Annotated in this window: 14 protein-coding genes and 3 pseudogenes; 13 read left to right on the forward strand and 4 right to left on the reverse strand. The window is 62.6% G+C overall.

Going from position 1 to position 25,705, the window contains the following annotated elements; translation table 11 throughout:
• Positions 1-34 precede the first annotated feature (34 nt).
• From FOM02_RS42970 to FOM02_RS42980, 3 genes are read left to right on the forward strand one after another with little or no spacing between them, the layout of a single operon-like run.
• Positions 35-937: a DMT family transporter gene (locus tag FOM02_RS42970; protein WP_265441083.1), complete on the forward strand. Its 903-nt coding sequence runs from the start codon at positions 35-37 to the stop codon at positions 935-937.
• Positions 934-2,220 (forward strand): ATP-grasp domain-containing protein, encoded by a 1,287-nt coding sequence (locus FOM02_RS42975; RefSeq protein ID WP_265441084.1) that lies wholly within the window; start codon positions 934-936, stop codon positions 2,218-2,220. Before FOM02_RS42970 ends, FOM02_RS42975 begins: the two co-directional genes overlap by 4 nt.
• A gap of 47 nt (positions 2,221-2,267) precedes the next feature.
• A complete protein-coding gene (locus tag FOM02_RS42980) occupies positions 2,268-3,557 on the forward strand; it encodes a glutamine synthetase (RefSeq protein WP_265442268.1) in 1,290 nt (429 codons plus the stop codon).
• 256 nt (positions 3,558-3,813) lie between these two features.
• Here the strand turns inward: FOM02_RS42980 and FOM02_RS42985 are convergent, their stop codons facing one another.
• Entirely contained in the window at positions 3,814-4,542 is a 729-nt protein-coding gene (locus FOM02_RS42985) for a hypothetical protein (RefSeq protein WP_265441085.1), read from the reverse strand.
• A gap of 976 nt (positions 4,543-5,518) precedes the next feature.
• Here FOM02_RS42985 and FOM02_RS42990 point away from each other — a divergent pair.
• Entirely contained in the window at positions 5,519-7,774 is a 2,256-nt protein-coding gene (locus FOM02_RS42990) for a hypothetical protein (protein WP_265441086.1), read from the forward strand.
• Positions 7,775-7,898: 124 nt separating this feature from the next.
• Here FOM02_RS42990 and FOM02_RS42995 read toward each other — a convergent pair.
• Positions 7,899-9,085: pseudogene (locus FOM02_RS42995) on the reverse strand (IS5 family transposase); the annotation flags it as partial.
• Positions 9,086-9,185: 100 nt separating this feature from the next.
• Here FOM02_RS42995 and FOM02_RS43000 point away from each other — a divergent pair.
• Positions 9,186-9,485, forward strand: a complete 300-nt coding sequence (locus FOM02_RS43000) for a transposase (protein ID WP_265441087.1) — start codon at positions 9,186-9,188, stop codon at positions 9,483-9,485.
• 220 nt (positions 9,486-9,705) lie between these two features.
• Here the strand turns inward: FOM02_RS43000 and FOM02_RS43010 are convergent, their stop codons facing one another.
• Positions 9,706-10,428, reverse strand: coding sequence for a response regulator transcription factor (locus tag FOM02_RS43010; RefSeq protein ID WP_265441088.1), 723 nt, complete (start codon positions 10,426-10,428; stop codon positions 9,706-9,708).
• Between FOM02_RS43010 and FOM02_RS43015 the strand changes: the two are divergent.
• From FOM02_RS43015 to FOM02_RS43030, 4 genes and pseudogenes are all read left to right on the forward strand, one after another.
• Positions 10,328-10,906: pseudogene (locus FOM02_RS43015) on the forward strand (tetratricopeptide repeat protein); the annotation flags it as partial. The gene FOM02_RS43010 and the pseudogene FOM02_RS43015 overlap by 101 nt on opposite strands.
• 146 nt (positions 10,907-11,052) lie before the next feature.
• Entirely contained in the window at positions 11,053-11,727 is a 675-nt protein-coding gene (locus tag FOM02_RS43020) for an OmpA family protein (protein WP_027563559.1), read from the forward strand.
• 158 nt (positions 11,728-11,885) lie between these two features.
• A complete protein-coding gene (locus FOM02_RS43025; RefSeq protein ID WP_027563560.1) occupies positions 11,886-12,815 on the forward strand; it encodes an efflux RND transporter periplasmic adaptor subunit in 930 nt (309 codons plus the stop codon).
• Positions 12,815-15,963 (forward strand): annotated as a pseudogene (locus FOM02_RS43030) (efflux RND transporter permease subunit). The gene FOM02_RS43025 and the pseudogene FOM02_RS43030 overlap by 1 nt, the downstream one beginning before the upstream one ends.
• Positions 15,964-15,994: 31 nt before the next feature.
• Here the strand turns inward: FOM02_RS43030 and FOM02_RS43035 are convergent.
• Positions 15,995-16,669, reverse strand: a complete 675-nt coding sequence (locus tag FOM02_RS43035; protein WP_027563562.1) for a Crp/Fnr family transcriptional regulator — start codon at positions 16,667-16,669, stop codon at positions 15,995-15,997.
• Positions 16,670-16,904: 235 nt separating this feature from the next.
• Between FOM02_RS43035 and FOM02_RS43040 the strand changes: the two genes are divergently transcribed.
• The 4 genes from FOM02_RS43040 to FOM02_RS43055 all read left to right on the forward strand — a co-directional run bounded on the left by FOM02_RS43040 (position 16,905) and on the right by FOM02_RS43055 (position 25,639).
• Positions 16,905-18,965: an AsmA family protein gene (locus tag FOM02_RS43040; protein ID WP_027563563.1), complete on the forward strand. Its 2,061-nt coding sequence runs from the start codon at positions 16,905-16,907 to the stop codon at positions 18,963-18,965.
• A gap of 256 nt (positions 18,966-19,221) precedes the next feature.
• Positions 19,222-21,669 carry an adenylate/guanylate cyclase domain-containing protein gene (locus tag FOM02_RS43045; RefSeq protein WP_027563564.1) on the forward strand — a complete coding sequence of 816 codons (2,448 nt, stop codon included), beginning with the start codon at positions 19,222-19,224 and terminating at the stop codon, positions 21,667-21,669.
• Between the two features lie 226 nt (positions 21,670-21,895).
• Positions 21,896-22,762: a hypothetical protein gene (locus FOM02_RS43050; RefSeq protein WP_027563565.1), complete on the forward strand. Its 867-nt coding sequence runs from the start codon at positions 21,896-21,898 to the stop codon at positions 22,760-22,762.
• A gap of 126 nt (positions 22,763-22,888) precedes the next feature.
• Positions 22,889-25,639: a beta strand repeat-containing protein gene (locus tag FOM02_RS43055; RefSeq protein ID WP_051378265.1), complete on the forward strand. Its 2,751-nt coding sequence runs from the start codon at positions 22,889-22,891 to the stop codon at positions 25,637-25,639.
• The last annotated feature ends 66 nt before the right edge of the window (positions 25,640-25,705 follow it).

The following is a 25,705-nucleotide window of genomic DNA, read 5'->3' on the forward strand; positions in this document are numbered from 1 at the left end:
TGCGTCGCCTCGCGGGCACAGGAAGACTGGACGATTGGCGAATCGCTTCGCTCTGGGAGTTTTCTTTGTGGCGCTTTACGTCGTCCTGAGCGCGGCAGGCGAGGTTTATGCGGCGTCGTATTTTCAGCAAGCGGATGTGTTCGTCGCGCTCCTGCTGTCCTTCGCTGTGGTTTGTCTGATGTTCAATCTCCTGGCTCGCCACGGGGGAGGCGGGGCAACGGTGACGAAATGGTCGCTCCTGGTCTTTGTCGCGCTCAATGTCGTGACAGCAATCAGCTGGATCGGCTTATTTATCGGATTGAAATACGCAGAACCCGCGATCGTCGTCGCCTTCATGGTGGCGCTGGGGCCCACCGCAACAGCGTGGTTGAATGCACTGATCAGGCGCCAGGGTGCCCCTCCAGCAGCCGATATTGTCGTGAGCGTCACGATCGCAACGATCGGAACTTACATGATTTGGATCTCGGCCAGCGGCAACGCAGGCGTGGAGTGGGGGGCTCGATCGTCCTTTGGCATCGTCTTGGCCATCGTGGCCGGCCTATCGCTGGCCCTTACAAATATACTTGTCAAACTGCTCTTCGATCGTGGGTTTTCCGGCCGACAAGTCCTGGCGCATCGCTTTTATGGAACGATTCTCTTGCTGCTGGGACTAGTCGATCATTCATCTATCTTGCCTGAGATCTCGCAGCATTGGTTTACGATCTCAGCAATTGGGCTGTCGACGATCCTTATTCCTTTGCTCTTGATCCAGCAGGGCATTCGGCACGTAGAGCCCTTCACCGTCAACATGGTCCTGTCCACCGCCCCTATCATCACCTTCCTGTTCCAGTACTTCGATTCTCGCATCGTGCCTTCGTCACACACGTTCGTTGGAAATGTTCTCATTACGGCTGTTGCTGTCGGCAACATCTACTTGCAGTATCGGAGATCCGCATGAAAGAACGGAATTGTGTAATCGTAGACGCCTACTCTACCGCCCGATACCTACCGGAAGAGTTCAAGCGCTATGGAATTGGAACGGTGCATGTGATGTCGGCTGCACAGATTCCGCCCATATTCCAATCGCATTTCAATGCGGATCTGTATGGTGAAGTCATTCGCCCCAGGGAGCGCATGGGGTACGACGACATCGTTGAATATCATCTTCAGGCTCTCCATGGCCGGGAATTGGAGTTCGTTATCGCGGGCTGCGAGACCGGAGTTGAACTCGCCGATTCTTTGTCGGAGCGGCTGGGCTTACCATCAAATGGGACCGCGCTATCCGCTGCTCGGCGTGACAAAGCGCGATTGTCTTGCGCGCTCACCTCCGCAGGCGTGCGATCGATCAGACAAATCGTGTCCGACAGTCCTGTAGAGATCGCGAGCTGGAAGCGCGAAGCGAAGTTCGATCAGATCGTGATCAAGCCTCTGAACAGTACGGGTACCGAGGATGTATTCTTTTGCTCGACAGATGCTGATATTCAGCGTGCTCTTAGCGCAATTGTCGGGAAGACGAACCGTGTCGGAGCATTGAATCGTTTTGCCCTTGGGCAAGAAAAAATAAATGGCCAGCAATACACGGTCAATGCCGTATCGATGGACGGGGAAGCCTTCGTTACGGAGGCCTGGACATATGACACGGTTCCAATTGAGGGGGCATCATCGGTCTGCTCACTTGAGAGATTGTTGGAGGGCAGCGAACCAATCGTTCAGGAACTGTCAGACTACTTGGAGCGTGCGTTGCAGGCACTACAGATCGTCGACGGACCGGCTCATGCTGAGATCATCGTCGATCATCGGGGACCGGTCCTGGTGGACTTCGGAGCGAGGCTTCAAGGGACCATGTCGGCAAAAGCACGAACGATGGCGTTGGGGCACAACCATATGACCCTGACGGCCTGGCGCTACGCAGATCCCAACGGCTTTGGTGAATATATGAGGCTGCGCGGGCCTTACAAGCGGCGGGCTCACGCACTTTGCGTCTCGCTGATCTCAGATATGGGCGGTGTCGTTGCCGGTTACCCGGGTCTCGAAGCAATCCGCAAGCTCCCAAGTTTCGCGGATGCCATTGCATTCGTTCCGATTGGTCAAGAGCTAGTTCCCACGATCGACTTGGCGTCAACACCAGGCATCGTTTATCTCGTGAATAGCGACTTGACTCAGCTTGAGAGTGACTATCGCAAGTTGCGAGCAATGCGGATGGACCAGGTGTTCGATTTAGTGATGCAGGACCGCGACTAATGCCAACTGATCCCAGGTTGACCGCAGCGAATCCATCCCGCGTGCCGATGGTCGGCGCAAGCGACTTCGATGGCGTTCTGCGAGGCAAACACGTCTTGGGTGAAGATCTCTCGGATGGAGATAAAGTTATCAAGTTCTCTGAAGCGGTGCTGGCGTGGGATTGTACGGACCGGGTCATTCCGGCCAGTTTCACGCAAAAGCCGCTATCAGCGTTCGGAGATGCTGACCTTCGTATTCTGTCAGGCACCGGCCGTTCGGTGTCTCATCTTGGCGATCAATATCTCTATCTCGCGGAGTTCACGGGCGCACATGAGGACATCTGCCCGCGCGGTATTCTGCGTAAGGTCCTGCGAAGGGCTGCTGAACACGGATACGACTGCACTGCCGGGTTCGAGTTTGAATTCATGCTGTTTAAGGAGAACGCAGACACGATTGAAGAAAAGCCGTTCGGCGAGTGGGCTCCTTTAACTCGCGGCCCGTTCGGCTACTCGATTGCGCGCTCTGTCGCGCAACATGAGCTGTTTGATCAGATCTTGGCGCTTTGTGAGAAGGCTAGAATACCTCTCAGCGGACTGCACTTTGAAACGGGACCTGGCGTGGTCGAAGCGTCACTTCGTCATTGTGATGCGCTGGAGGCTGCCGATCGAGCAACCATATTCAAGTCGATGATAAAGGCCTGGGCGCAAACGCGAGGCATGATGGCTACATTTATGGCCAAGGTTTCCGAGGAATGGCCCGGCCAGTCCGGGCATATTCACATCTCGATGTCCTCGGATGGTCAGAATGCGTTTTACGACAGTGATGCGTTCGGCAACGTCTCGAAGCTTATGAGGCGATTCATCGCCGGACAACTAGAATACATGAATGAGTTCTGTGTGCTCGCTGCGCCGAACTTCAACAGCTACAAGAGATTGGTACCTGGCTGCTGGGCACCAATTTGTCCAAGCTGGGGAGTTGACAACCGCTCCTGCGCAATTCGCGCCATTCCGGGTGAGCCATCTGCCCATCGCCTGGAGTATAGGCTGCCTGGCGCAGACCTGAACCCATATCTCGCGCTCGCAAGTGCGATTGGTTCGGGAATATTGGGTGTCGAGACAGGTCCGGCACTGCCGGCTTCGATCGTCGGTGATGCAAGCGCGGAAATGTGTCGGCCGTCCGCGAGACTGCCTCAAAGCCTATCGGAGGCAACTTCTCGGTTTGCAGAGTCTGCGGCGGCAAGTGATGTCTTCGGAGAAAGGTTTGTTGAAGCGTTTTCTTGCTCGCGCCGTTGGGAGTGGGAAGCCGTTCAACATCGGGTCACCGACTTTGAACGTCGGAGATACTTCGAGATCATTTAGCTTGAGCGCTTCGACAGTTCTGAACTTCATTCCTCTGGCTTGCCGGCCACACTATTGCGGCTGCCTGCTCCGCTGATGTTGGACTTCATACAGAGCAAATGTGCGTTACTCGTTAAGTGAGGACCTCGGGAACGTTGCGGAGGTCTGCTGTTATCTGCTCTGTGGCAGCAACCGCGATTGCTCCGTTGGGATGCTAGATTATATCTAATGTCCGGTCCTTCTCGTAAGCTTTACATCGGCAAGCAGATGGTGGAGCTCAAGCATGCGCCCGGTTGGCAGCTATCCCTCGCAAGCCGTCGAGCGTGCGCGCGCTTGCCGGGGTTGGTCCCAAAGCGGCAAGACAAACGTTGCGGTCCGTCAGCCAGAAACTCACTCCGGCTGAAGTGAACGAGCTGAAGTTCCTCGCCTCTTCATTGCCGACTTGGCGCGCCAGACCGCTAAGCGGACTGTAGGCGTAGCTCTGCGGCCCTTTTGATGATTGACGCTTGACATCTATTTGAGCCGCGTGCCGCGACGCCGCGGCTTCCAAATTATGGACAATGCGCTGGCGCCGGCCTCGAGCATCCTCGGGGTGACGAGGTTGGGATCGAACTGTGCGGGCCCCAGAAGCGCATATTTTCATATTCCAGATGAGTAGGGTCGCCGCTGGCATCGAGGTATTCGGCATAGCCGGGCGCACCGCCGACGTCCTTGAGCAGAAGGGAAGTCCCTCTATCGTCGTGGTGTCGAACCATTTTTCGAGTTTGATCTCAGCTGTCACCGAAATCATAGAGATAAATGGATCGTCTTCGCGCCGGTCTCCTGAACATATTGAAGAGCCGCGTCTTGCGATGCATCGATGGGCTGAAGGCCAAAAATCTCCTCTGGGATCAGGGATACCCCGACGTCCTTCGTCGGCCAGGAACTCCAAGAGATGGCTGTTCGTCCAGCCAAACGCCGCCTGAAGCGTCAGATGCGGCCGATCAAGGCGCAGCGTGAGCGGCACGACAAGGCATCGCGTCACCTCCGGTTTCACATCCTTGAGAGGTGACCTTGATCCGGACCGAGGTCGTGTTCAGGCCCATGCCGCCAGCCTCGGATCATGTGCTCAGCATTGAAGAGTGAGTGGTGGACGCCATTTCTTAGTAGCGCTTTCGATAATCGCAGGGTTGATTGCCTCAGAGCAGTTTGGAAAGGCCGGCGGGGACCTAACAACGCTCTTGCCGATGTTTCTGCTAATACCCTTCGGCGGTATCCTTCTCGTCTTCGGACATGCACTGGGATACATGCATCTCGAAATATCTGCATAATCGTCGCGATATCGGTCGGAGCAATCTTGGTGGTGGAACCGATTCTCACGCTTTCTGCTGCTTCGAGACCGGCTAACGGTAGTTCGCCGATATCAGATTGGCGCTCGGTGTGCTTGGCACGCTCACTGCGCTATTTTTAATTTAAGTGCGTTTAACTGGGCAGCATCCTCGGCGAGGTCCTATTCTGAAAAGGATTTGCGCAGCGTAGGTTCTGCTCACTCGAACGCGAGAAGAAGAGGTCGAGTTGACGGAACGTTCCACATCGAGCCAGATCTACGCATAGTTGGATCCGAAACTCTTTGGTCGACCAATAGCATCTCGTCCCGGTTAATAAGAGCTTTGCTGCTGCCGAAAGCCTGACAATCGACCGTGCGGTTCGCCATGCTCGACGGCTTTCGGTATTCGGGAATGACTTTGGCAGGGCTATTTCTGGCAGCGCACATTTCCATACTGGTCACGGCGAGGCGGCGGAATGCGGACCGGCGCTACAATCGACTATCCCGCACCTTATGGGTCATGCCCGATTGCTGCCTCAGCACCACAACAGCTTCCATGAAATTGGAACTCCGACGGCGGGGTTGTGCATTCGGAGAGCATCCTTCGTCAGCCAGCCGTCAGCCAGGCGGCCTATCCAGGGACGCTGCGCATTGTTGACCGTATTGGAGATGGAACATGACGGGCATTGGCCGACCTGGCGAACCGCACGTTGGGGCTGCGGGAGCCGACACCACGTCGGTATCGAGCAGTGCGCATTTGGAGCCAAAGTTTGTCCCTGCGGAAGGCGACCGAGTTTTCAACTCCGTCGTGGAGCGGATGCGCTTCGCGTCTGAAGATAGAATGGCGACGCTCGCGAGCCTGCCCTCAGCTTCGGGTGTGGCAGTCCCCATTTCCTCAAGCGAGGAGGGGATCAACGCAGCGAAACAAAATATGGACGGCCTGCTTGAGGAACTTGATGCTTGCCACAGCGCTGCCATGGGCGCTCAGAGCTCGTCTGAGGCGCAAGAGCTGATCGATCAGGTTGTCAAAGCAGGCGCAGCAGTTCTGGACTACTACGCGAGCCTGTCTCCAGATGTGGCGCGCAGCATTCTGTCCGAAGAGCAGGCTTGCCGAATTCGTGACCGGACTCTGAATGCGGGGAACGAATGCAACGCGCTGGCCGAACCGACTATCTACGCCTTGGAGAAGAGTAGGGAGAATGCGGGAAAGATACTCGAGCGGATGCGCCAATCCAATGCTCCGCCCGACCAGCTGATCCGAGCGGCTTCCGGTGTGGCGAAACACTATTTGGCCTGCACGGAGTGGTGGGAAAAGAAGGCATTGCGCTCTGAACGGATGCAGTCCGTCTGCGCGGCCACTGCCAGCTTGCCAAGTGCAACGGCCGAAAGGCGACAGGCCGAACAGGCGACACTACGGCTGCATACCGGCTGGGCACTGAATACGAGGTGCGTGCATCTGCAATCACAAGTCCTTCTCGCGCGGGTCATGATTGAGTCGCACGCGAGCACGCTCGACCCGGCCGTCAGGCAAATCCTCTTGGGTGAGAACGGTCGGGCGCGTCTACTCGGAACCTTCATGGGCGATGTTGTTCCGGCATTCCTCTCAACGGGCGACGCTGTTCTGAACAGCAAAGGACAAGCCCTCGACGCAGAGCACTGCGCCGTTCTGGAAGGGGTCATGGAGCGGCTATCGGAATTTGCGTCGGCGTTGCCCAACATGGTTGCCGAGCTAAGGAATAAGGGAGCAAGTCCCGAGCTTCCGTTGGATCTGTTGGATCAGATCGTGGAAGGATCGTGGGTCACGGCCCATGAGGTCATGCGCCTGCTAGCAGTGCAGCCGAAGACACCAGCCATCATTGCACCGCCAACGGGGCCTGGCCTTGCGTCACCGGCCGACACTGCCGGCAACGACCCGGCGGCCGAAGGCAGTCCAGCGCGAAGGAAAGGGAAGGGCAAGCGGAGGCAGGCCGGAGGTGCGGGGAGCTCGGCAGCCGGGCAGCCCGAGCCGCAGCTCGCTAGGCCCGAAGCCGACACGGCGCGAACCACCAAGGTTATTGTGCTCTCGGATCTGGGCACGAAGAAACTCGCGAGCGCGGAAGAGGCGCATACGAGGATGTCATCGTCCGCGAGGGAACACTTGGCAATATGGCAGGCCCCGCCATCGAAGGAGACACTGACCCGCCTGCTCGCGCGATTGGACGAACTCTTGCAATTCGATCTGCCCAGTGAGCAAAGAGCCGTTTCGCAAGCGCGCCACATGAAGCCCGAAGATGCCGAGCACGTCGTGGACACCGTGGTTGAGCGGCTGCAGAGCCAATCCGCGGAGATTGAGGCCTGTGTAAAGGCGCTGGACGAACCTCGCCGGCGCGGCCTACTCACGCCTATCCAAGTGCCCGAAGTGCAAAAAAAAATAGTCCGCCTCAAGGCGATGTTGTCGGAGGTTAAGGGGCAGGCACGTACTGCGACGGCGCAAAAGGCTTCGATCGAGATCGATTGCATGAAGACCTATGCGTTTCCCTCGCAGAAGTACCTCGAACGGTTGCAGGCGGCCGAGGAGTTGGCTCCCTTGGAGTCACCGCGCGCGCTGAAGGGTGAGCCGGGAACGCTGTTCGAGCTCAAGCTGCAGCCTACGCCACTGCGCAATGGTACGGTGAATCCGATGTGGGTGCACATCCATACGAAGCGGCCGGTCTATGCGTGGCAGTTAACGACATTGGATGACGCCGAATTCGCCGCTTGCCACGTGAAATCCAACGAACAGCGCGGCTACAATCGCCTCTGGCAGAACGCTCGAGCTGCAACGGGTCACGAAGACGTCGTGATCCACCGCGGCAAGCTCACGCCTGCGTTCTGCAAGTCCTTGTTAGGTTCCGCTTTTAGCGGCTATCCAGGGTATCCTTTTGCCGGAACGGAGCGCGGGGCACGCAGGTGACGCGAGACGAGACTAGTTAAGCGACTCGATAGAGCGCCGCTTGTGGTACGGCATCCGTCTTCTTCGCATCCGGATCCAGTGGCCGAATGAACCGCACTTTGGCCTCCAGGCTCCAACTCCTGAGTTAAGAAGCCAGATTGAGCTGTGTTGGAGAGGCGAGCGTTCGCCATTAGCAACTCGGGGAAGAGGCCCAAGAGTTCTCTAAGCCGGGCGAGGATGCGGCTGGAAGTTGTGGCCGACGGCTGAGAGGACGACATTGGCGGCGTCGCCGGCGCGGCCTTTGAGGTAGCAGCGGCCGAGGGTGGCCTTCGGCCTTCATGTGCCCGATGATGGGCTCGATGACAGAGCGACGGCGCAGCTCGCGCTTGATGACACCGAAGATGCTGCGCTTCTGGCCGGAGATGACGACGCGACGGGGATTCTGCGCATCGTGGCCGCGGTACCCCTTGTCGACATAGGCCCGCTCGATCGGACAGCCGGTGAGCGTCTCGGTACGCTCGATGAGCCCGCAGGGGTGCCCATCATACGGAATGTCGGGCATTGCGCTCGCGTGCAGCACGAACACTCCGCCGGGAGCGCGGCGATTGTTGGTGACGACGGAGGCCTTCACGCCGAACTCGTAAGGCGCGGCGGCCTTGGCTTTGCCCATGCACTCCACCTCCGGACCATGGAAGGAATAAAGCTTCCAGCCGCGCTGGCGCTGCTGCTGCGAACGAAACTGCGCGGCCCAGCCGAGCGATAGGGCGAAGGCCCCCTCCAGTGCCGGCTGGCCCTCGACGTTGCGGCGGATGTCGCGAATGATTGGGCCGAGCCTGCTACGCAGGATGCGCAACTGTCCCTGATGCTGCCTGAACTGTTTGGCGCGAGCGTAGCGGGAAGCCATCATCGCGGCGGCCTTGGCCATGCGAGCATAGGATTGCCGGACCTGACCCCGTGCCTTCTGGCCAACTGATTGAGGCCCTTGTTGCCCGCATGCAGCAGCTCGGCATCGGTCGGAATGGTGATGGCCTTCGGCTGCACTGTGGTATCGACCGTGACGCGCTTGAGGTTCTGGCTGCGTAACGTGCCGGCCTCGTGCGCCACCCGCAGGCGCTCGGTCCGCAGCAGCTCCTGCTTGTCGCCGAGCCGCTTGCGCCAATGGCTCAGGTCCGAGCGCTCGTGCGTGAAAGCGTGCTGGAAGAACTCTAGGTCATGAACCCAGCGCTCGCACACCCCCTTACCGGGCTGCCCGTAAATGTGCTTGAGCAGCAAGAGCCCGATCATGAAGCGGGTCGCGATCCCGGGCCGGCCGTTCTCCCTGTAAAGCGGACACCCAGATGATCGACTCCACCCACGTCAAAGCGCATCGCTCGGCAGCGGGCGGAAAAGCGGGCAGAAGTAGGCTGTTGGTCGCTCGCGCGGAGGGCGCAGCATGAAGATACACGCACTCGCAGATGCTAAGGGGCGCCTGATCGCCATTCTGTTGACTGGAGGCGAAGCGCACGACTGTCTGATCGCAGAACGCCTGATCCGCAGGGTCAAGCGGCCGAAACGGATGCTCGGTGACAAAGCCTATGATAGCGCCGAATTGCGTGAAGAACTCGATGAGCGCGGAACCAAGCCGGTTATTCCAAACCGCAGCAATCGCAATCAACCGTACGGCTTCTCAAAGCGTTTTAGCCTGCTCCGGGCTCCTCTGTGTTTGGCCGACGCAAATATTTGGGCGATGTAGCCACGCGATTTCAAAAGATTCTCTGTCGGCCGACGCAAATATTTGGGCGATGTAGCCACGCGATTTCAAAAGATTCTCTGTCGCCGCACGGACTGAGGCGTCGTCGTCAACGACGGAAATCAAAGGCGTGGACAAGACGAGCCCTCCTGAAGCGGGAATAGCGGCTGCAAAGATTAGCCACCTTGCGCGAAAAGTGGGCTCGACTGATGAACTTGTAAAATCATACTTGCGTTTGTTCAGGACGATTAGTGCGAACTCCCAGCGTCTCAGTCATTCTGATCAAGTCGGCCAGCGAGCGTGCACGCATCTTTTTCATTACGTGTCCCCGGTAGATCTTGACCGTAATCTCGGCGAGCCCAAGCTCGGCGGCGACCTGCTTGTTCATCAGACCGGCAGCGACCAGTTTCATCACCGCCTGCTCGCGCGGGCTTAAGGTCTCAAATAAAGACTGCAGGTTCGCGACCGTCTGCTGAGCCTCCCGTCTTTTGCGATCGCGTTCGGTCGCCGCAACCACGGCATCAAGCAGTTCCTGATCGCGAAACGGTTTGCTGAGAAAATCGACCGCTCCTTCCTTCATAGCCCTGACAGTCATTGGAATGTCGCCATGGCCGGTAATGAAAATGATCGGAATATGTATGTTCAACCTCGATAGCTCGGTCTGGAAGTCAAGGCCGCTCAAGCCTGGCAGCCGGACATCAAGAACTAGGCAGCTAATAATGTCCGGGATTGGGCTCTGCAGCATTTCGCGCGCCGATCCGAATGCAATGACGCCTAACCCTACCGATCGAAAAAGGTTCGTAAGCGAGCGACGCATGGAGATGTCATCCTCCACGACGAAGACGCCCCCGCCGCCACCACCGGCGAAGCCGGCCGAGACAACCCCCGCCCCGAGCGTGGATAGCGGGCCGAGCGCGGCCGCTTTGGCTGAGGACCCCACCATCAAGGGCCTGACCGCCAAGATCGCCGCCAATCCTGATGACGTGAACGCGCTGTACCGGCGCGGCCAGGTCTATGCCAGCAAGGGTGCCTACAACCTCGCCATCAAGGATTTCGACGACACGCTGCGGATCAACTCGAAGGACGTCGAGGCACTGAACAACCGCTGCTGGACCCGCACCGTGGTCGGCGACCTCCAGGGCGCTCTGAAGGATTGCAACGAGGCGCTGCGGCTGCGGCCGAATTTCGTCGATGCGCTGGACAGCCGGGGGCTCGTCAACCTCAAATCGGGCGCGGTGAAGAACGCCATCGCCGATTTCGACGCGGCCTTGCGGATCAACCCGCGCCTGACCTCCTCGCTCTACGGGCGGGGGCTCGCCAAGCAGCGCAACGGCTCGGCCCAGGAAGGCGCGCTCGACATCGCCAATGCCAAGGCGATGGATCCGAACATCGTTCAGGAATTCGCAAGCTACGGAGTACGCTAGTATTTTTTTGAGTTGAGGCAGCACACGCCTCGAACCTCGGCGGCCCAAGCAAGACTAAACAACGGATGCCGCAAGCGGCCTTTCCGGGGGCTTATTGCAAGGAATTTTGGGAACCGCGCAGGTCGGCTGCGCAGGAGGGACTGGCAATGAGATTTGCTGCAAAAGGACTTACCGCGATCCTGTCGGTCATGGCGATCGGCGCCGCGCTGTCGCTGCAGGCCGCACCCGCCGTCGCCGGCGACGACGGCAACAGCAAGAACGTCACCGAAGACGAGATCGTCCGCGCGCTGGCCCCTCCGCCGAAGAAGCCGCTGACCCGCGGCCTCTCGACTGGCGCTCCGCAGGCAGATCCCGCGCCGAACGCGGCGGAGACCAAGCTGATCCAGTCCGTGCGCGGCCGCTCGACCCGCTCGCTGTCGTCGACCGAGCGCGAGGAAATCGCGTCAGTCGCCAAGGACAAGCCGAACATCGATCTCGAGATCACGTTCGACTACAACTCCGCCAATATCAGCGCCAAGTCGCTGCCCTCGGTGCAGGCGCTCGGCCGCGCGCTGACCAGCGCCGACCTGAAGGGCTCGACCTTCGTGGTCGCCGGCCACACCGACGCTGCCGGCAGCGAGGCCTACAACCAGGACCTCTCGGAGCGCCGCGCGGACTCGATCAAGCGCTATCTGGTCGAAAAATACAGCATCTCCGCGACCGACCTCGTCACGGTCGGCTACGGCAAGAGCAAGCTGAAGGATCCGAGCCAGCCGATGGCGGAGGTCAACCGCCGCGTGCAGGTCGTCAACATGGAAAACAAGACCACCGCATCGAAGTGAGCGCGACGCAATCCTTTGCAATGACCCGTCGTGATGTGGTGTAAAGTCTTGCTTCCGGAGCGCGTCCCGCAGCCTTGCGGGGCGCCGCTTTATTTCAGGGAAACGCTCTTGATAGGCCTCGTGCGGATGGCCGTGAGCCAGGCCAGGACAATCCGGCGATGAACGTCTCCGAATATCTCAAACCCGCCGGAACCGTGTTGTTCGTCGTCGTACTCGGCGTCGGCTATTATCTGTTCGAGCATCGGCATCGTCCCGAGGCGAAGGAAACGCCGGGCGAGGCGCTCGTCATCGTGACGAAGTCGACCAATGCCTGCTTCTCCGACCTCGTGCGCGTGACCGGCTTCTTCGTGCCGCGCCGCGAGGCCGTCGTCGTCGCCGACCAGGAAGGCTCCAGGGTCACCGACGTCTTCGTCACCGAAGGCACCATGGTCACCGAAAACCAGGAGCTGGCGCGCCTGACCCCGCCGCCGCAGATTCCGGGTCAGCCGCAGCGGCCCGGCCAGCAAGGCCCGATCTCGCTGAAGGCGCCCGCGCCGGGCCTCGTCACCGAGGTCCGCACCGTCGTCGGAGCGCCCGCTTCCCCACAGGCCGGCCCGATGTTCCGCATCGCCGTCAACAACGAGATCGAGCTGGATGCTCAGGTCCCGGCCGTGCACATGCCCAAGCTCAGCCCCGGCGCGACGGTGCGCATCAGCCGCGACGACGCGCCCGACCTGATCGGCCGGGTCCGCCTGGTTGCGCCCGAGATCGACCGCGCCACCCAGCTCGGCCGCGTCCGCATCAGCGTCACCAACAATCCCTCGCTGAAGGTCGGCGTATTCGCCCGCGCCTCCATCGATGCCAAGCGAAGCTGCGGCGTCGCGGTTCCCAAGACCGCGATCGACCATCTCACCGTGCAGGTCGTCAAAGGCAACATCGTCGAGACGCGCAAGGTGCGGGTCGGGCTGACGTCCGACACCGCGACGGAAATCCTGGAAGGTCTCGAGGTCGGCGAGATCGTCGTGGCCGACGCCGGCTCTTCGCTGCATGACGGCGACCAGATCAAGACCATGTTCGCCGATGAACTCGATCGCACGCGGGTACGCTGATGGCTCTCAATATCTCGGCATGGTCGATCCGCAATCCGCTGCCGTCGGTGGTGTTTTCGATCATCCTCCTGATTCTCGGCTGGGTCTCCTTCACCAAGCTCGCGGTGACGCGGTTGCCTTCGGCCGACATTCCCGTGATCTCGGTCGCGGTCTCGCAGTTCGGCGCGGCGCCCGCCGAGCTCGAATCCCAGGTCACCAAGACGGTTGAAGACGCCGTCTCCGGCGTCGAGGGCGTGCGGCACATCACCTCGTCGATCACCGACGGCCTGTCGGTGACCACGATCCAGTTCGCACTGGAGACCAACACCGATCGCGCGCTCAACGACGTCAAGGACGCGGTGACGCGTGTGCGGTCGAACCTGCCCCAGAACGTCACCGAGCCGCTGATCCAGCGCGTCGACGTGATCGGCCTGCCGATCGTCACCTATGCCGCGATCGCACCCGGCAAGACGCCCGAGCAGCTCTCTTATTTCGTCGACGACGTGGTCAAGCGCGCGCTGCAAGGCGTGCGCGGCGTCGCCCAGGTCGAGCGCATCGGCGGTGTCGAGCGCGAGATCCTGGTTTCACTCGATCCCGACCGTCTCCAGGCCATGGGGCTCACCGCCGTCAATGTCAGCCAGAGCCTGCGCGGCACCAATGTCGACGTCGCCGGCGGCCGCGCCGAGATCGGCAAGAACGACCAGGCGATCCGCACGCTGGCCGGCGCCAAGACGCTGAGCGATCTCGCCGGCACCATGATCCCGCTGTTCGGCGGCGGCGAGGTCCGTCTCGACGATCTCGGCACCGTCACCGACACCATCGCCGACCGCCGCACCTTCGCCCGCTTCAACGGCGAGCCGGTGGTCGCGCTGGGCATCAAGCGCTCCAAGGGCGCCAGCGACGTGGTGGTCGCCGCCGCCGTGCAGAAGCGCATCGACGCGCTCAAGGCCGCTATCCCGACGTCGATCTCAAGCTGATCGACACCTCGGTCGAATACACCAAGGGCAACTACGAGGCGGCGATCTCGACCCTGTTCGAAGGCGCCATCCTCGCGGTTGTCATCGTGCTGTTGTTTCTGCGCGATTTGCGCGCGACCATCATTGCCGCGATCTCGCTGCCGCTGTCGATCTTCCCGGCGTTCTGGGCGATGGACATCCTCGGCTTCTCGCTGAACCTCGTCAGCTTCCTCGCCATCACGCTGTCGACAGGTATCCTGGTCGACGACGCCATCGTCGAGATCGAGAACATCGTGCGGCATATGAACATGGGCAAATCGCCCTACCGCGCCGCGCTGGAAGCCGCCGACGAGATCGGCCTCGCCGTGATCGCGATTTCGCTCACCATCATCGCGATCTTCGCGCCCGCGAGCTTCATGTCGGGCATCGCGGGACAGTTCTTCAAGCAGTTCGGCATCACCGTCTCGGTGCAGGTGTTCTTCTCGCTGCTCGCGGCACGCTTCGTGACGCCGATGCTGGCGGCCTACTTCCTCAAGCATCACGCACACGAGGAGCCGCCGCCCGGCCGTATCCTGCGGACCTATCACAGCATCGTATCGTGGTCGGTGAAGCACTATTTCATCACCGTGCTGATCGGCTTCGGCATCTTCGCCGCCTCGATCTGGAGCATCACGCTGCTGCCGCAGGGCTTCCTGCCGGCGCAGGACAGCGCGCGCTCGCTGCTTGCCCTCGAGCTGCCGCCAGGCACCCAGCTCGCCTACACCGAAAAGGTCACCGAGGACATCGTCGCGCGCCTGCGCAAGCGACCCGAGGTGAAGAGCATCTTCGTCGACGGCGGCCGCGTTCCGCCCGGGACCCAAGAAGTCCGGCGCGCCGCCCTGATCATCAACTACACGCCCAAGAGCGACCGCGACATCACCCAGCGCGAGCTCGAATTCTCGATCAGCCAGGAGCTGGAGAACGTTCCCGATATCCGCTTCTGGTTCCTGGACGAGAACGGCCTGCGCGCGATCTCGCTGGTGGTGACCGGCGTCGACGCCAACATCGTCAACAACGTCGCCAGCGAGCTTGCGACGCAGATGAAGCGGATTCCGACCATCTCCAACGTGATCTCGGAAACCGCGCTGGAGCGCCCTGAGCTCCGCATCGAGCCGCGTGCGGACCTTGCCGCTCGCCTCGGCGTCTCGACCGAAAGCCTGTCGCAGACCATCCGCGTGGCCACCATCGGCGACGTCGGCCCCGCGCTCGCCAAGTTCGACGTCGGCGACCGCCTGGTGCCGATCCGCGTCCAGCTCGAGGACGCCGCGCGCGGCAATCTCAAGACGCTGGAGCAGTTGCGCGTGCCGCTCGGCGAGCACGGCGAGAAGGGCGGCGTGCCGCTCTCGGTCATCGCCGACGTCAAGCTCGACCAGGGCCCGACCAGCATCAACCGCTACGATCGTGAGCGGCAGGCCACCGTCGCCGCCGACCTCGTCGGCTCCGCGGCACTCGGCGATGCCACCAAGAAGATCTACGAACTGCCGGTGATGAAGAGCCTGCCGAAGGGCGTGAAGGTCTCACCGTCCGGCGATGCCGAAAGCCTCAACGAGCTATCCGACGGCTTTGCCACCGCGATCACAGCCGGCCTGATGATGGTCTATGCAGTGCTGGTGCTGCTGTTCGGCACTTTCCTGCAACCGATCACCATCCTGTTCTCGCTGCCGCTGTCGATCGGCGGCGCGATCGCGGCCCTGCTCGTCACCGGCAAGCAGCTGACGACGCCGGTCTGGATCGGCATCCTGATGCTGATGGGCATCGTCACCAAGAACGCCATCATGCTGGTGGAGTTCGCGATCGAGGCGATCAACGGCGGCAAGCCGCGCGACGAGGCGATGATCGACGCCGGCATGAAACGCGCCCGTCCGATCGTGATGACCACGATCGCGATGGCCGCCGGCATGATGCCGAGCGCGCTCGCGGTCGGCGCCGGCGGCGAGTTCCGCTCGCCAATGGCGCTCGCGGTGATCGGCGGCCTGATCTTCTCGACCATCCTGTCGCTGGTGTTCGTGCCCGCGATGTTCATGGTGATGGACGATCTCGGCGCGCTGATCTGGCGCTTCGGCAAGCGGCTGATCGTGCACAGCGAGGATGCCGAGACGGACGGGCATCATGGGACTGCATCGGCGGAAGCGGGGCCAGCGCCGAAGAACATCGTGCACCCGGCGGCGGAGTAGCCGCGATGCCAGAAGCGCGGAGCTAGTGACTTCACTCGTTCCGTGCGATCGCCGTCAGCTTGGCCATGTTCCGCAGCAATATCCGGCCGCGCTGAAGATCGAGGATCGCTTCCTTGCGCCAGGCCTGGAGCTGGCGGTTGACGCTCTCGCGGGCAGCGCCGACGAAGATGCCGAGCTGCTCCTGCGAGATGTGCACCTCGGAGCCGAAATCGGCAGCGAGGGCACAGAGCCGCCGTGCCAGCCGCACCGGCAGCGGCTGCAACATGGATTCCTCCATGCGCTCGCTCTGCCAGCGGATGCGTTGGCATAAGAGCGCGATGATCTTGATCGCGACTTTCGGCTCGCGCTCGAGGAAGCCGAGGAAATCCTCGCGCCGCAGCACGAACAATTCGCTGGCCTCGCCCGCGGTCGCGTCCGCCGTGCGGCTCTGGCCGTCCAGCACCGCGACCTCGCCGAACAAATCGCCCGGTCCCATGAAATTCAGCGTCAGTCGGCTGCCGTCGGAAGCGCCGGTCTCGATACGGACCTGGCCGCGGCGCACGCCGAACAGCGCGTCGCCGGGGTCGCCCTTCTGGAACAGCACCTCGCCATTGCCCAGATGCTGGGTGTGGCAGAGATTGGACAGCCGCTGGAGCTCATCTGCGCCGAGGTCGGCGAACATCGCGTTCATCTTCAGGATGACCGCAAATTCGGCCTGCTTGCTCATTTCAATGTCCTTGTGAATTTCTTGGCAAATCGCTTGGAACCATCAACATCAGGATCGCGTAAAACCGCGCCGGGGAAGTGTGTCATAAGTCACATAACTTTGCAGCTCCCCCTGACTATTTTTGACCGCTTGGAACCACTTCCCGTCCCGGGATAAACTCAGGCGGAAAGGACGCGGCGCAAAGTACCGGTATTTGCCGGTTTCGACGCCGATGGTCCGCCGCTGGAAAGTCGACATGAGAGCAGTGAAATTCGCCGGCGCGGCGGTGGCCGCCGTCATCATCGTGATCGCACTCCTGCTGGTGGTCGGGGTCCCCTCCGGCTTCCTGACCTCGACGATTGCCTCGCGGGTCGAGAGCGCGACCGGCTATCGCCTGTCGATCGACGGCACCACCAAGATCAGCGTTTGGCCGACGCTGAACGTCACGCTGAACGATCTCACGCTCCAGGATCCCAAGGATCGTAGCGGCATCACGCGCCTGACGGTCGACAGCGTGCAGGCCGACATGTCGCTCGCCAGCGTATGGTCGGGCCGTCCGAAGATCAGCGAACTCGTCGTCACCCGTCCCGTGCTCTATCAGCCGCTGCTGCGCGAGCGCCTGCCGAATGCCGGCACTTCGTCGAAGCCGCTCGCGCTCGACACGGACGGCGCCACCATCGACCGCGTCAAGATCACCGACGGCGAGGTCGCATTCTCGCGGCTGCGCGATCGCGTCGAAGGTCGTATCAGCGCCATCAACGCCGATGCCGTCGTCGACCGCGACCGCAAGGTCAACATCACCGGCACCGCGCGCGTCGGCGAGCATCCGACCAGGTTCGACATCAAGGCAGCGACGCCGGCGCCGCCGACCGACCGGCCCACGATCCCCGTGGATTTCGCCATCGACATGCCCGATGTGCTGAAGTCCCAGCTCGCCGGCCACGCCGAGATGCGGCTGAACGGCGACATCGTGATGATCAACGGCATCAACGGCACGCTCGGCGACGGCGCATTCAACGGCTGGGCGTCCGTCGACATCGCGAGCAAGCCGCTGGTCAAGCTCGATCTCGACTTCCAGCGGCTGGCGATTCCGCTGGCGAAATCGCCTGACGGCGCGTCCGGGCGGCCCTGGAGCGATGCGCCGATCGACGTCTCCGGACTGAACTATGTCGATGCGCAAATCAGGTTCTCCGCGAACGAGGCCGTGATCGGCGATGCCCGCCTCGCACCGCTGGCGCTCGATGCAAAGCTCGCCGGCGGCGTGCTGAAGGCCGGAACCGCCAATCTCGGCGCCTATGGCGGCCAGGTCTCGGGCGAGGTGATCCTGGATGCGACCACCGGCGCGCCGAGCTTTGCCATGCATTCCGACCTCGTCGGCGTGCGCGCGCTGCCGCTGCTGCAGGGCCTTGCCGAATTCGACCGCATCGACGGCAAGCTGCAGGCCAAGCTCGCGCTGCGCAGCGCCGGCACCAGCCAGCGCGCGCTGATGGCGAACATGCAGGGCACGGCTTTCGTCAATTTCCAGGACGGCGCGATCCGCGGCATCAATGTCGCGCAGATGATCCGTTCGCTGACATCGGGCACGCTGTCCGGCTGGCAAGACAGCCAGAACAGCAGCCAGGAGCAGAGCACGGACCTGTCGCAGCTCTCGGCCTCCTTCCGCATCGACAAGGGTCAGGCGGTGACGACCGATCTCAACCTGATCGGGCCGCTGGTACGGGTGACTGGCGCCGGCACGATCGCACTCGACACCAAGATGATGGGTTTTCGCGTCGAGCCGAAGCTGGTGATGACGACCGAAGGCCAGGGCCGCACCAACGAGCCGGTCGGCTTCGGCATCCCCGTGATGATCCAGGGCAGCTGGTCGCAGCCGAAGATCTATCCTGACATGGCCGGCATGCTCGATAATCCCGAGGCTGCCTATGCCAAGCTGCGCGAGATGGGCAAAGGCCTGTTCGGCCCCGACGGCGCCGGGCTCGGCAATATTTTGGGCGGCCTCGGCCTCGGCGGCGCGACCGCGCCGGGTGGCGGCAACGTGCCCGGCAATGCCAATCCGCAAACCCAGCAGCCGGGCCAGAACAATCTGCTCGGCGGCCCCTTGGGCGAGGCGATCGGCAGCCTGATCCAGCAGGGGCTTTCCAGCGGTGCCGGAACAGGTACGGCGACGGGCACCGGCCGCAGCCGCAGCCTGCCGGCAGTACCCTCCACGCCGGCACCGCAGGCTTCGCCCGCACCCCCGGCCCTGGAAGACCCGCCGGCGGCGCAGCAGGACAGCCAGCCCATGAACGATGTGCTGCGGCAGCTCTTCAATCGGTGATTGGCGGACCAACGGACGGGACTCCACGTTCCCCCTTACATGAGCCCGCCATCCGCAGCTTCCTCCGAACGGATGAGGCTGCGACATTTCACCGCCCGTCCAGCAGCCCCGCCGTCCACAACGGGTAACCAGACCTGCTGTTCAGCCGGTCCCGGGACGGTCACGGAACGATCCCTTGGCCCGAATTATGGTAGAAGGCTGCCGGGGCTGGTACGGCCCGTAGCGCCGGCGTCGATGGCGGCGCAAGAGGATCGGGATGGCAGGGGCGAACGACAAGACACGGTTTCTGCGCGAGGGCCTGTTCGCCAAATATGTCGTCTCCCTCGTCGGCCTCGTCGTGTTCGTGCTCGCCGTCAACGGCGCGATGGAGACCTGGATCTCCTACCGCGCCACCAAGACATCGCTGACCGACGGGCTCGAGGACAGGGCGCAGGCCGTCGCCCGGCGCATGGAACAGTCGATCTCCGAGCTCGAGCGCCAGATCAGCTGGGTGACGCGGGCGAGCCAGGACACGCTCGAGAAGCGCCGCGCCGACTACGCCCAGCTGCTGCACCAGGTCTCGGTCGTCAACCAGCTGTTCCAGCTCAACGGCGAGGGCCGCGAGGTGCTGCGCGTCTCGCGCCAGTCGACCACGACCGGCGGCAATGCCGACCTCTCCCGCGACATGCGCTTCACCGATACGGTGGCTCGCGGTGTCAGCTATTCGCCGGCCTATTTCGTCGACCAGCGGCCGATCATGTCGATCTCGGTCGCGCATTCCGGCTTCAACGCCGGCGTCACAGTCGCCGAGATCGATCTCAGCTTCCTCTCCGACTTCCTGTCCGACGCGCAGGTCGGCAAGGCCGCCTTCGCCTATGTGGTCGATCCGCGCGGCCGCGTGCTGGCGACGTCGTCGAAGGGGCCCGACGTCGGCAAGGACCTGTCGAAGCTGCCACAGGTGGCGGCTGCGATCGCGCCGGGGCGCGAATCCGAAACATCGGGTACCGACTTCAACGGCCATTCGGTGATGAGCGCTGCGAGCACCGTTCCGAAACTTGGCTGGAGCGTGCTGTTCGAGCAGCCGACCACGCAAGCCCTGACGCCGATCCGCGACCAGCTGGTGCGCATCGCGCTTCTGATCGGCATGGGCCTGATGGTGGCGATCCTCGCCGGGACGCTGCTCGCCCGCCGCATGATCATCCCGATCACCGCGCTGCGCGACGGCGCGCACAAGCTCGGCGAGGGCGATTTCAGCCACCGCATCGACGTGCACACCTCCGACGAGCTCGAAGACCTCGCCGGCCAGTTCAATCGCATGGCGACCCAGCTCCAGGAGACCTATTCGAACCTGGAGACCAAGGTCGAGGAGCGCACCCGTGACCTCGCGCAGTCGAACCACGAGCTCAAGGTGCTGGAAGAGGTCGGCCGCGCGGTGGCCTCCTCGCTCGATCTCAACGCCGTGCTGCCGACCATTGCCGCGCGCGCGATCGAGATCACCCACGCCGACGCGGTGCTGATCTACGGCTATGACGCAGAGGCACACAGCTTCAACCTGGTGGAGGCGGGCGGCATCGACAAGTCGGCCGAAGGCGCACACGTCACCATCGGCGAAGGCGAGAACATCCTGAGCGATGCCGCGGAGAGCGGCGAGCCGATCGCGATTGCCGATCTCGACCACGCGGCCGAGCAGCCGCTGCGCGATGCCGCGATCGATGCCGGCTTCCACTCGGTGCTGGTGGTGCCGCTGGTCGATCAGCAGGGCACGCTTGGCTCGCTGGTGGTACTGCGCCGCGCCAGTGGCGCGTTCGCCGCCAGCATCATCGGCCTGATGCGCACCTTCGCCAACCAGGCCGTGCTGGCAATGCGCAATGCGCGGCTGTTCACCGAGGTCGATCACAAGAGCCACGCGCTCGAGACCGCGAACGAGACCGTGCGCGCCCAGGCCGACAAGCTGCGCGTGCAGACCGAGCAGCTCAAGGACTGGAACAAGTCGCTGGAGGAGCGCGTCGAGACCCAGCTCGGCGAGATCGAGCGCATCCGCAAGCTCGAGCGTTTCCTGGCGCCGCAGGTGGCGCAGCTGATCGCCTCCTCCGACAGCCCCGAGGGGCTGCTCACCAGCCAGCGCCGCGAGGTGACGGTGGTGTTCTGCGATCTGCGCGGCTTCACCGCGTTCACGGAAGCCACCGAGCCGGAAGAGGCGATGAACGTGCTGCGCGAATACCACGCCGCGCTCGGCCAGCTCATCTTCAAGTATGAGGGCACGCTCGACAAATATGCCGGCGACGGCGTGATGATCCTGTTCAACGCGCCGATCCAGTTCGAGGACCACACCAAGCGCGCCGTGAAGATGGCGGTGGAGATGCGCGACACCATCGGCCCGCTGACCGAGCGCTGGCGCAACCGCGGCCATAGCCTCGGGTTCGGCATCGGCGTCGCGCTCGGCTATGCCACGCTCGGCCAGGTCGGCTTCGAGCAGCGGCTCGAATATGCCGCGATCGGCAGCGTCACCAATCTCGCCTCCCGTCTCTGCAGCGAGGCCAAGCCGAACCAGATCGTGGTCAGCCGCCGCGTCTACGGCATGGTCGAGCCCTGGGTCGAGGCGCGCGCGCTCGACGATCTCCAGCTCAAGGGTTTTAATCATCCCGTGCTTGCGATGGAGATTTTGAGCTGGCGCGAGGGGGTCGAGAACGTGGTCGATGCGTCGGTCGCGCGGCGGCGCGGGTAGAAGCCAACTAAGATTCGAAAACAACCCCATGCACAGTAGCCGAGGCTCCGGCACGACGCCAAATTTTCGCCGGAGCTACGGATTTTGCGAAATTGCCTTTGACGCGTCGCGCAAAACACTGGCAGAATGGCATCATCGCGTTCTTCCCATCCCGAACCACATCTCCCCTCGCTGCGACTAACCATCGCCTCGGCGTCGAGGCTCAATTTCCGATGGGAGACGGCCTGTGGCGTTTGCCTTGCCTTCGCGCGCGTATGATTTGCAGATGCTGGACCGTCCCACTGAGCGGGCACGCGACCAGGGCTGGGTTTACGGGCTGCCGCCGGGCATCACATCCGAGCAATGGCCGCTCGATCCCGTCACCGGCTATCCGCTGATGCACGGCTTCACGCTGCTGCTGCCGGAGGATTATCGCGTGCATGGCGCGGACATCGTCGCGGTGTCGTTCTTTGCCACTGCGCCCGATCACAATGACGGCGGCGCGCCCGATGGTCCTGAAATCCGCGAAGCGGTGATGGCACGGCCAGCGCATCCGCGGCTCTCGCGCATGACCGACATTCTCGATTACGAATATGCCGCGCTGCTGCTGACCAAAACCGAATATGACGGCGCGTTCGCGACGCCGCCGGCGCCGCTTGCGCTGGCGACGGCCGACCGGCCGCGCTGGCTCGATGTCGGCGGCGCCTGCGCGTTCTTCGAGGCCGCGGCGCCTTACGCGAAGAAGATGTTTTCAGCGTCACCGCGCGCCGATCTGAGCGAGACCCGCGCGATCACCTTGAGCCCGCGCGCGAACGATCCCAATGCCGGCAAGGGGCCGCAGGACGAGCACACCAGGGAAAACCCGCCGACCGGCTATCAGCCCTATTACTACTATGTCGGCGGCGTCCCTGGCCGCGACAATTTCCGCCTGCATGACTGGAGCAAGGACCACGCCCACAACCATCTCGGCGGCACCATGCGGCCGTGCCAGGCGGTGCCGGAGATGAGCCCGTTCTATATCGAGTTCGAGGAATATTTCGGCGGCTACAATTTCGGCGGCGGCAATGCGCAGCTCGACTTCGGGGATATGAAGTTCGATTGGGCGTGCGGCTAAGTCTTTCATAGGACGCGATCCACACCGCGTCATCCCGCCGTCATCTCCCCCCGATACCGCTCTCGTCCCAAGCATTTTCGCAGCGCCGGCCGGCGCCGCATTTCCAGGGCACGTCAGGGAGGGATCATGGCTTCTTTCACCGTGGCAAGCGGTTCCACAGTCACGTCCGCAAAGACCGTCGGCAATACCGACACCGGCATCATCCAGGCCGGCGGCACGCTGTCCGACACCACCGACATCACCTGGACCGGCGGCGCGGCCGGGCAGACCGTGGTGATCGACAATGCCGGCACCATCCTGGCGACGAGCCGCGGCATCGACACCAAGGGTTCCTTCACGACGGGCAATCTCAGCTTCACCAACGAGGCCGGCGCGAAGCTGATCACGGGCGACGATGCGTTCCGCATCAACACCGCACTCTCCACCGGCACCATCACCGTCGACAATTCCGGCAGCATCGTCTCCGGCGCGGTGGACGCCAGCGGCAACATCATTGCGGCCTCGAGCGGGCAGGCGCTCGACTTCGCCGCGATCGTGTCGGCCACCGAAGTCATCAACATCACCAATCACACCGGCGCGGTGATCGGCGCCTCCGGCAATGATGCGATCCGCCCCGGTGCCGGCATCATCACCATCACCAATGACGGCCTGATCGACGCGACCGCCTCGGCGAGCCGCGCGATCAATCTGAACACGTCGAACCTCACCAACATCACCTCGTTCACGCTTGATAACGAGCAGCATGGCGTGATCCAGTCGCAGGGCGATGCGGTGCGCATCACGGCCTCGACGCTGACCACGACCGCGACCTATTCGGTCACGGTCGACAATGTCGGCACCATCCAGTCGACCGGAACCGGATCCGCCAACGGCCAGGCGATCGATTTCACCGATCTGGTCTCGACCAGCGGCAGCATTCACCTCATCAACGAGGCGACCGGTGTGATCAAGGCGGCCGATGCCGACGCGGTCCGCGGCGGCGTCAACATGGTCGTCGACAATTACGGCAATATCTTCGGCGGCGGCACGGCCGGCGACACCAATGACGGCGTCGACTTCCAGGGCAATGCCGGCGGCGTCGTCAACAACCATGCCGGCGGCACCATCGAGGGCACGCGCCACGGCATCACCGGCGACCAGCCGATCACGATCAGCAACGATGCGGGCGGCAGCATCATCGGCGATGCCGGCTCCGGCATCAACATGGACACCGCGAGCACGACCACCACGACCATCCTCAATTCCGGCCTCATCACCGGCCATGCCGACGGCGTCAGCGACGGCGACGGCATCGACGTCGACGGCCTGATCGCGCTGACGAATTACGGCTCGATCACCACGACGGGCCACAGCGATGGCATCCTGGCCGAGGCGATCACGATCGGCGGCGGAAGCATCGTCAATTACGGCACGATCTCGAGCGTCGAGCGGGCGATTACGGTCGACGATTCCAACCTCGGCAACGCCTTCGCGCCGACGACGGTCGAGAATTGGGGCCTGATCCACGGCGGCAATGGCGAGGCGATCTCCATCACCGACACCTTCGCCGACATCATCACGAACCACGGCACGATTGACGGCAGCGTCGCGCTCGGTGGCGGCGACGACATCGTGAACGACTACACCGGCGCGACCTTCACCGCGGCGGTCGATGGCGGCGACGGCATCGATACGTTCAACCTGCTCGGCAACGGCTCCGGCACGCTGGCGCATACGGTGAATTTCGAGCTGCTCGACGTCAAGGCCGGCAGCTGGAGCGTCACCGATGCCGAGAGCTTCGCCTCCGGCATCACCATCGACGCGGGCGCCAGGCTCGCGCTCGCCGATGGCGGCTCGCTCACGGGCGCCGTCACCGACAATGGCGTGTTCGCGTCCACCCATTCCGACGTCTTCGTGTTCAATGCGACGATCTCCGGCAACGGCGCCTTCGACCAGGCCGGCACCGGCACAACGGTGCTGAGCCAGAGCAACGGCTACACCGGCGGCACGACGCTGCATGCCGGAACGCTGGAGCTCGCGGCGCTCGATGCCGCCGGCACAGGCGCGATCACCTTCGAGGACGGCGCGCAGACGCTCAAGATCGACAAGGCGGCGCTGGACCACGGCCATCTCGACAACACCATCGAAGGCTTCGGCGTCGGCGACACCATCGACCTCGCCGGCATCGGCAAGGCCAGCCAGGTGACGCTGTCGGCCGACAACGTCCTCACCATCACCGGAAGCAAGTCCGGCACGATCACGCTGCAGCTCGACTCCCATGCCTATGCCTCGGGCCTGAACTTCCAGCTGTCGTCCGACGGCAATGGCGGCACCAAGATCACCGCGATCGCCGACAATCTCGTCGAAGGCAACGACGGCAACAATCTGCTGATCGCAAAACTGTTCAGCCCGGTCGGCAGCTTCCTCGACGGCAAGGGCGGCAACGACATCCTGATCGGTGGCCAGCATTCCGACGTGCTCAACGGCGGCGGCGGCAACGATTTGCTCTACGCCGGCGCCGGCGCCGATCAGTTCCGCTTCAACGGCACCGACCAGGCGGCCGGCCAGCGCGCCACCGACACCGTATTCGACCTCAACTTCAACAAGGGTGACGCGCTGGTGTTCTACGACTACGAGGCCGGCACTTTCGCCTCATCAGGTGCGCATGCCGCGGCCGTGCTCGACAACGGCGAAGGCGCCGGCTCCGGCGCGGTGGTGAAGTCGATGGCGGCGCTGGTCGATCTCGTCAAGGACTCGGCCGACGTCACCGCCCATCGCGGCGGCGCCAACGACCTCGTCATCGACATCAGCCAGAGCAACGGCAGCCACGAGACGATCGTGCTCGATCATCAGTGGCAGGCTTACTCGCTGGCCTCTGGCGGCCATTTCTTCAGCTAGAAGCGGGATGCGTTGAAGTCGAACGAGCCGAGCCAAAAGAATTGCTCTCTCCGGTCCCTCCCCCCT

The sequence above is a fragment of the Bradyrhizobium sp. SEMIA genome (assembly GCF_014844175.1).
Classification (GTDB): Bacteria; Pseudomonadota; Alphaproteobacteria; order Rhizobiales; family Xanthobacteraceae; genus Bradyrhizobium; species Bradyrhizobium arachidis.

Bases quoted from the DNA above. Each gene is read 5' to 3' on its own strand.
- FOM02_RS43055 (WP_051378265.1), top strand. From the start codon at position 22,889: ATGGCTTCTTTCACCGTGGCAAGCGGTTCCACAGTCACGTCCGCAAAG.
- FOM02_RS42980 (WP_265442268.1), top strand. From the start codon at position 2,268: ATGGTCGGCGCAAGCGACTTCGATGGCGTTCTGCGAGGCAAACACGTC.
- FOM02_RS43025 (WP_027563560.1), top strand. From the start codon at position 11,886: ATGAACGTCTCCGAATATCTCAAACCCGCCGGAACCGTGTTGTTCGTC.
- FOM02_RS43035 (WP_027563562.1), bottom strand. From the start codon at position 16,669: ATGAGCAAGCAGGCCGAATTTGCGGTCATCCTGAAGATGAACGCGATG.
- FOM02_RS42990 (WP_265441086.1), top strand. From the start codon at position 5,519: ATGACGGGCATTGGCCGACCTGGCGAACCGCACGTTGGGGCTGCGGGA.
- FOM02_RS43045 (WP_027563564.1), top strand. From the start codon at position 19,222: ATGGCAGGGGCGAACGACAAGACACGGTTTCTGCGCGAGGGCCTGTTC.
- FOM02_RS43000 (WP_265441087.1), top strand. From the start codon at position 9,186: ATGAAGATACACGCACTCGCAGATGCTAAGGGGCGCCTGATCGCCATT.
- FOM02_RS43040 (WP_027563563.1), top strand. From the start codon at position 16,905: ATGAGAGCAGTGAAATTCGCCGGCGCGGCGGTGGCCGCCGTCATCATC.
- FOM02_RS42975 (WP_265441084.1), top strand. From the start codon at position 934: ATGAAAGAACGGAATTGTGTAATCGTAGACGCCTACTCTACCGCCCGA.
- FOM02_RS43020 (WP_027563559.1), top strand. From the start codon at position 11,053: ATGAGATTTGCTGCAAAAGGACTTACCGCGATCCTGTCGGTCATGGCG.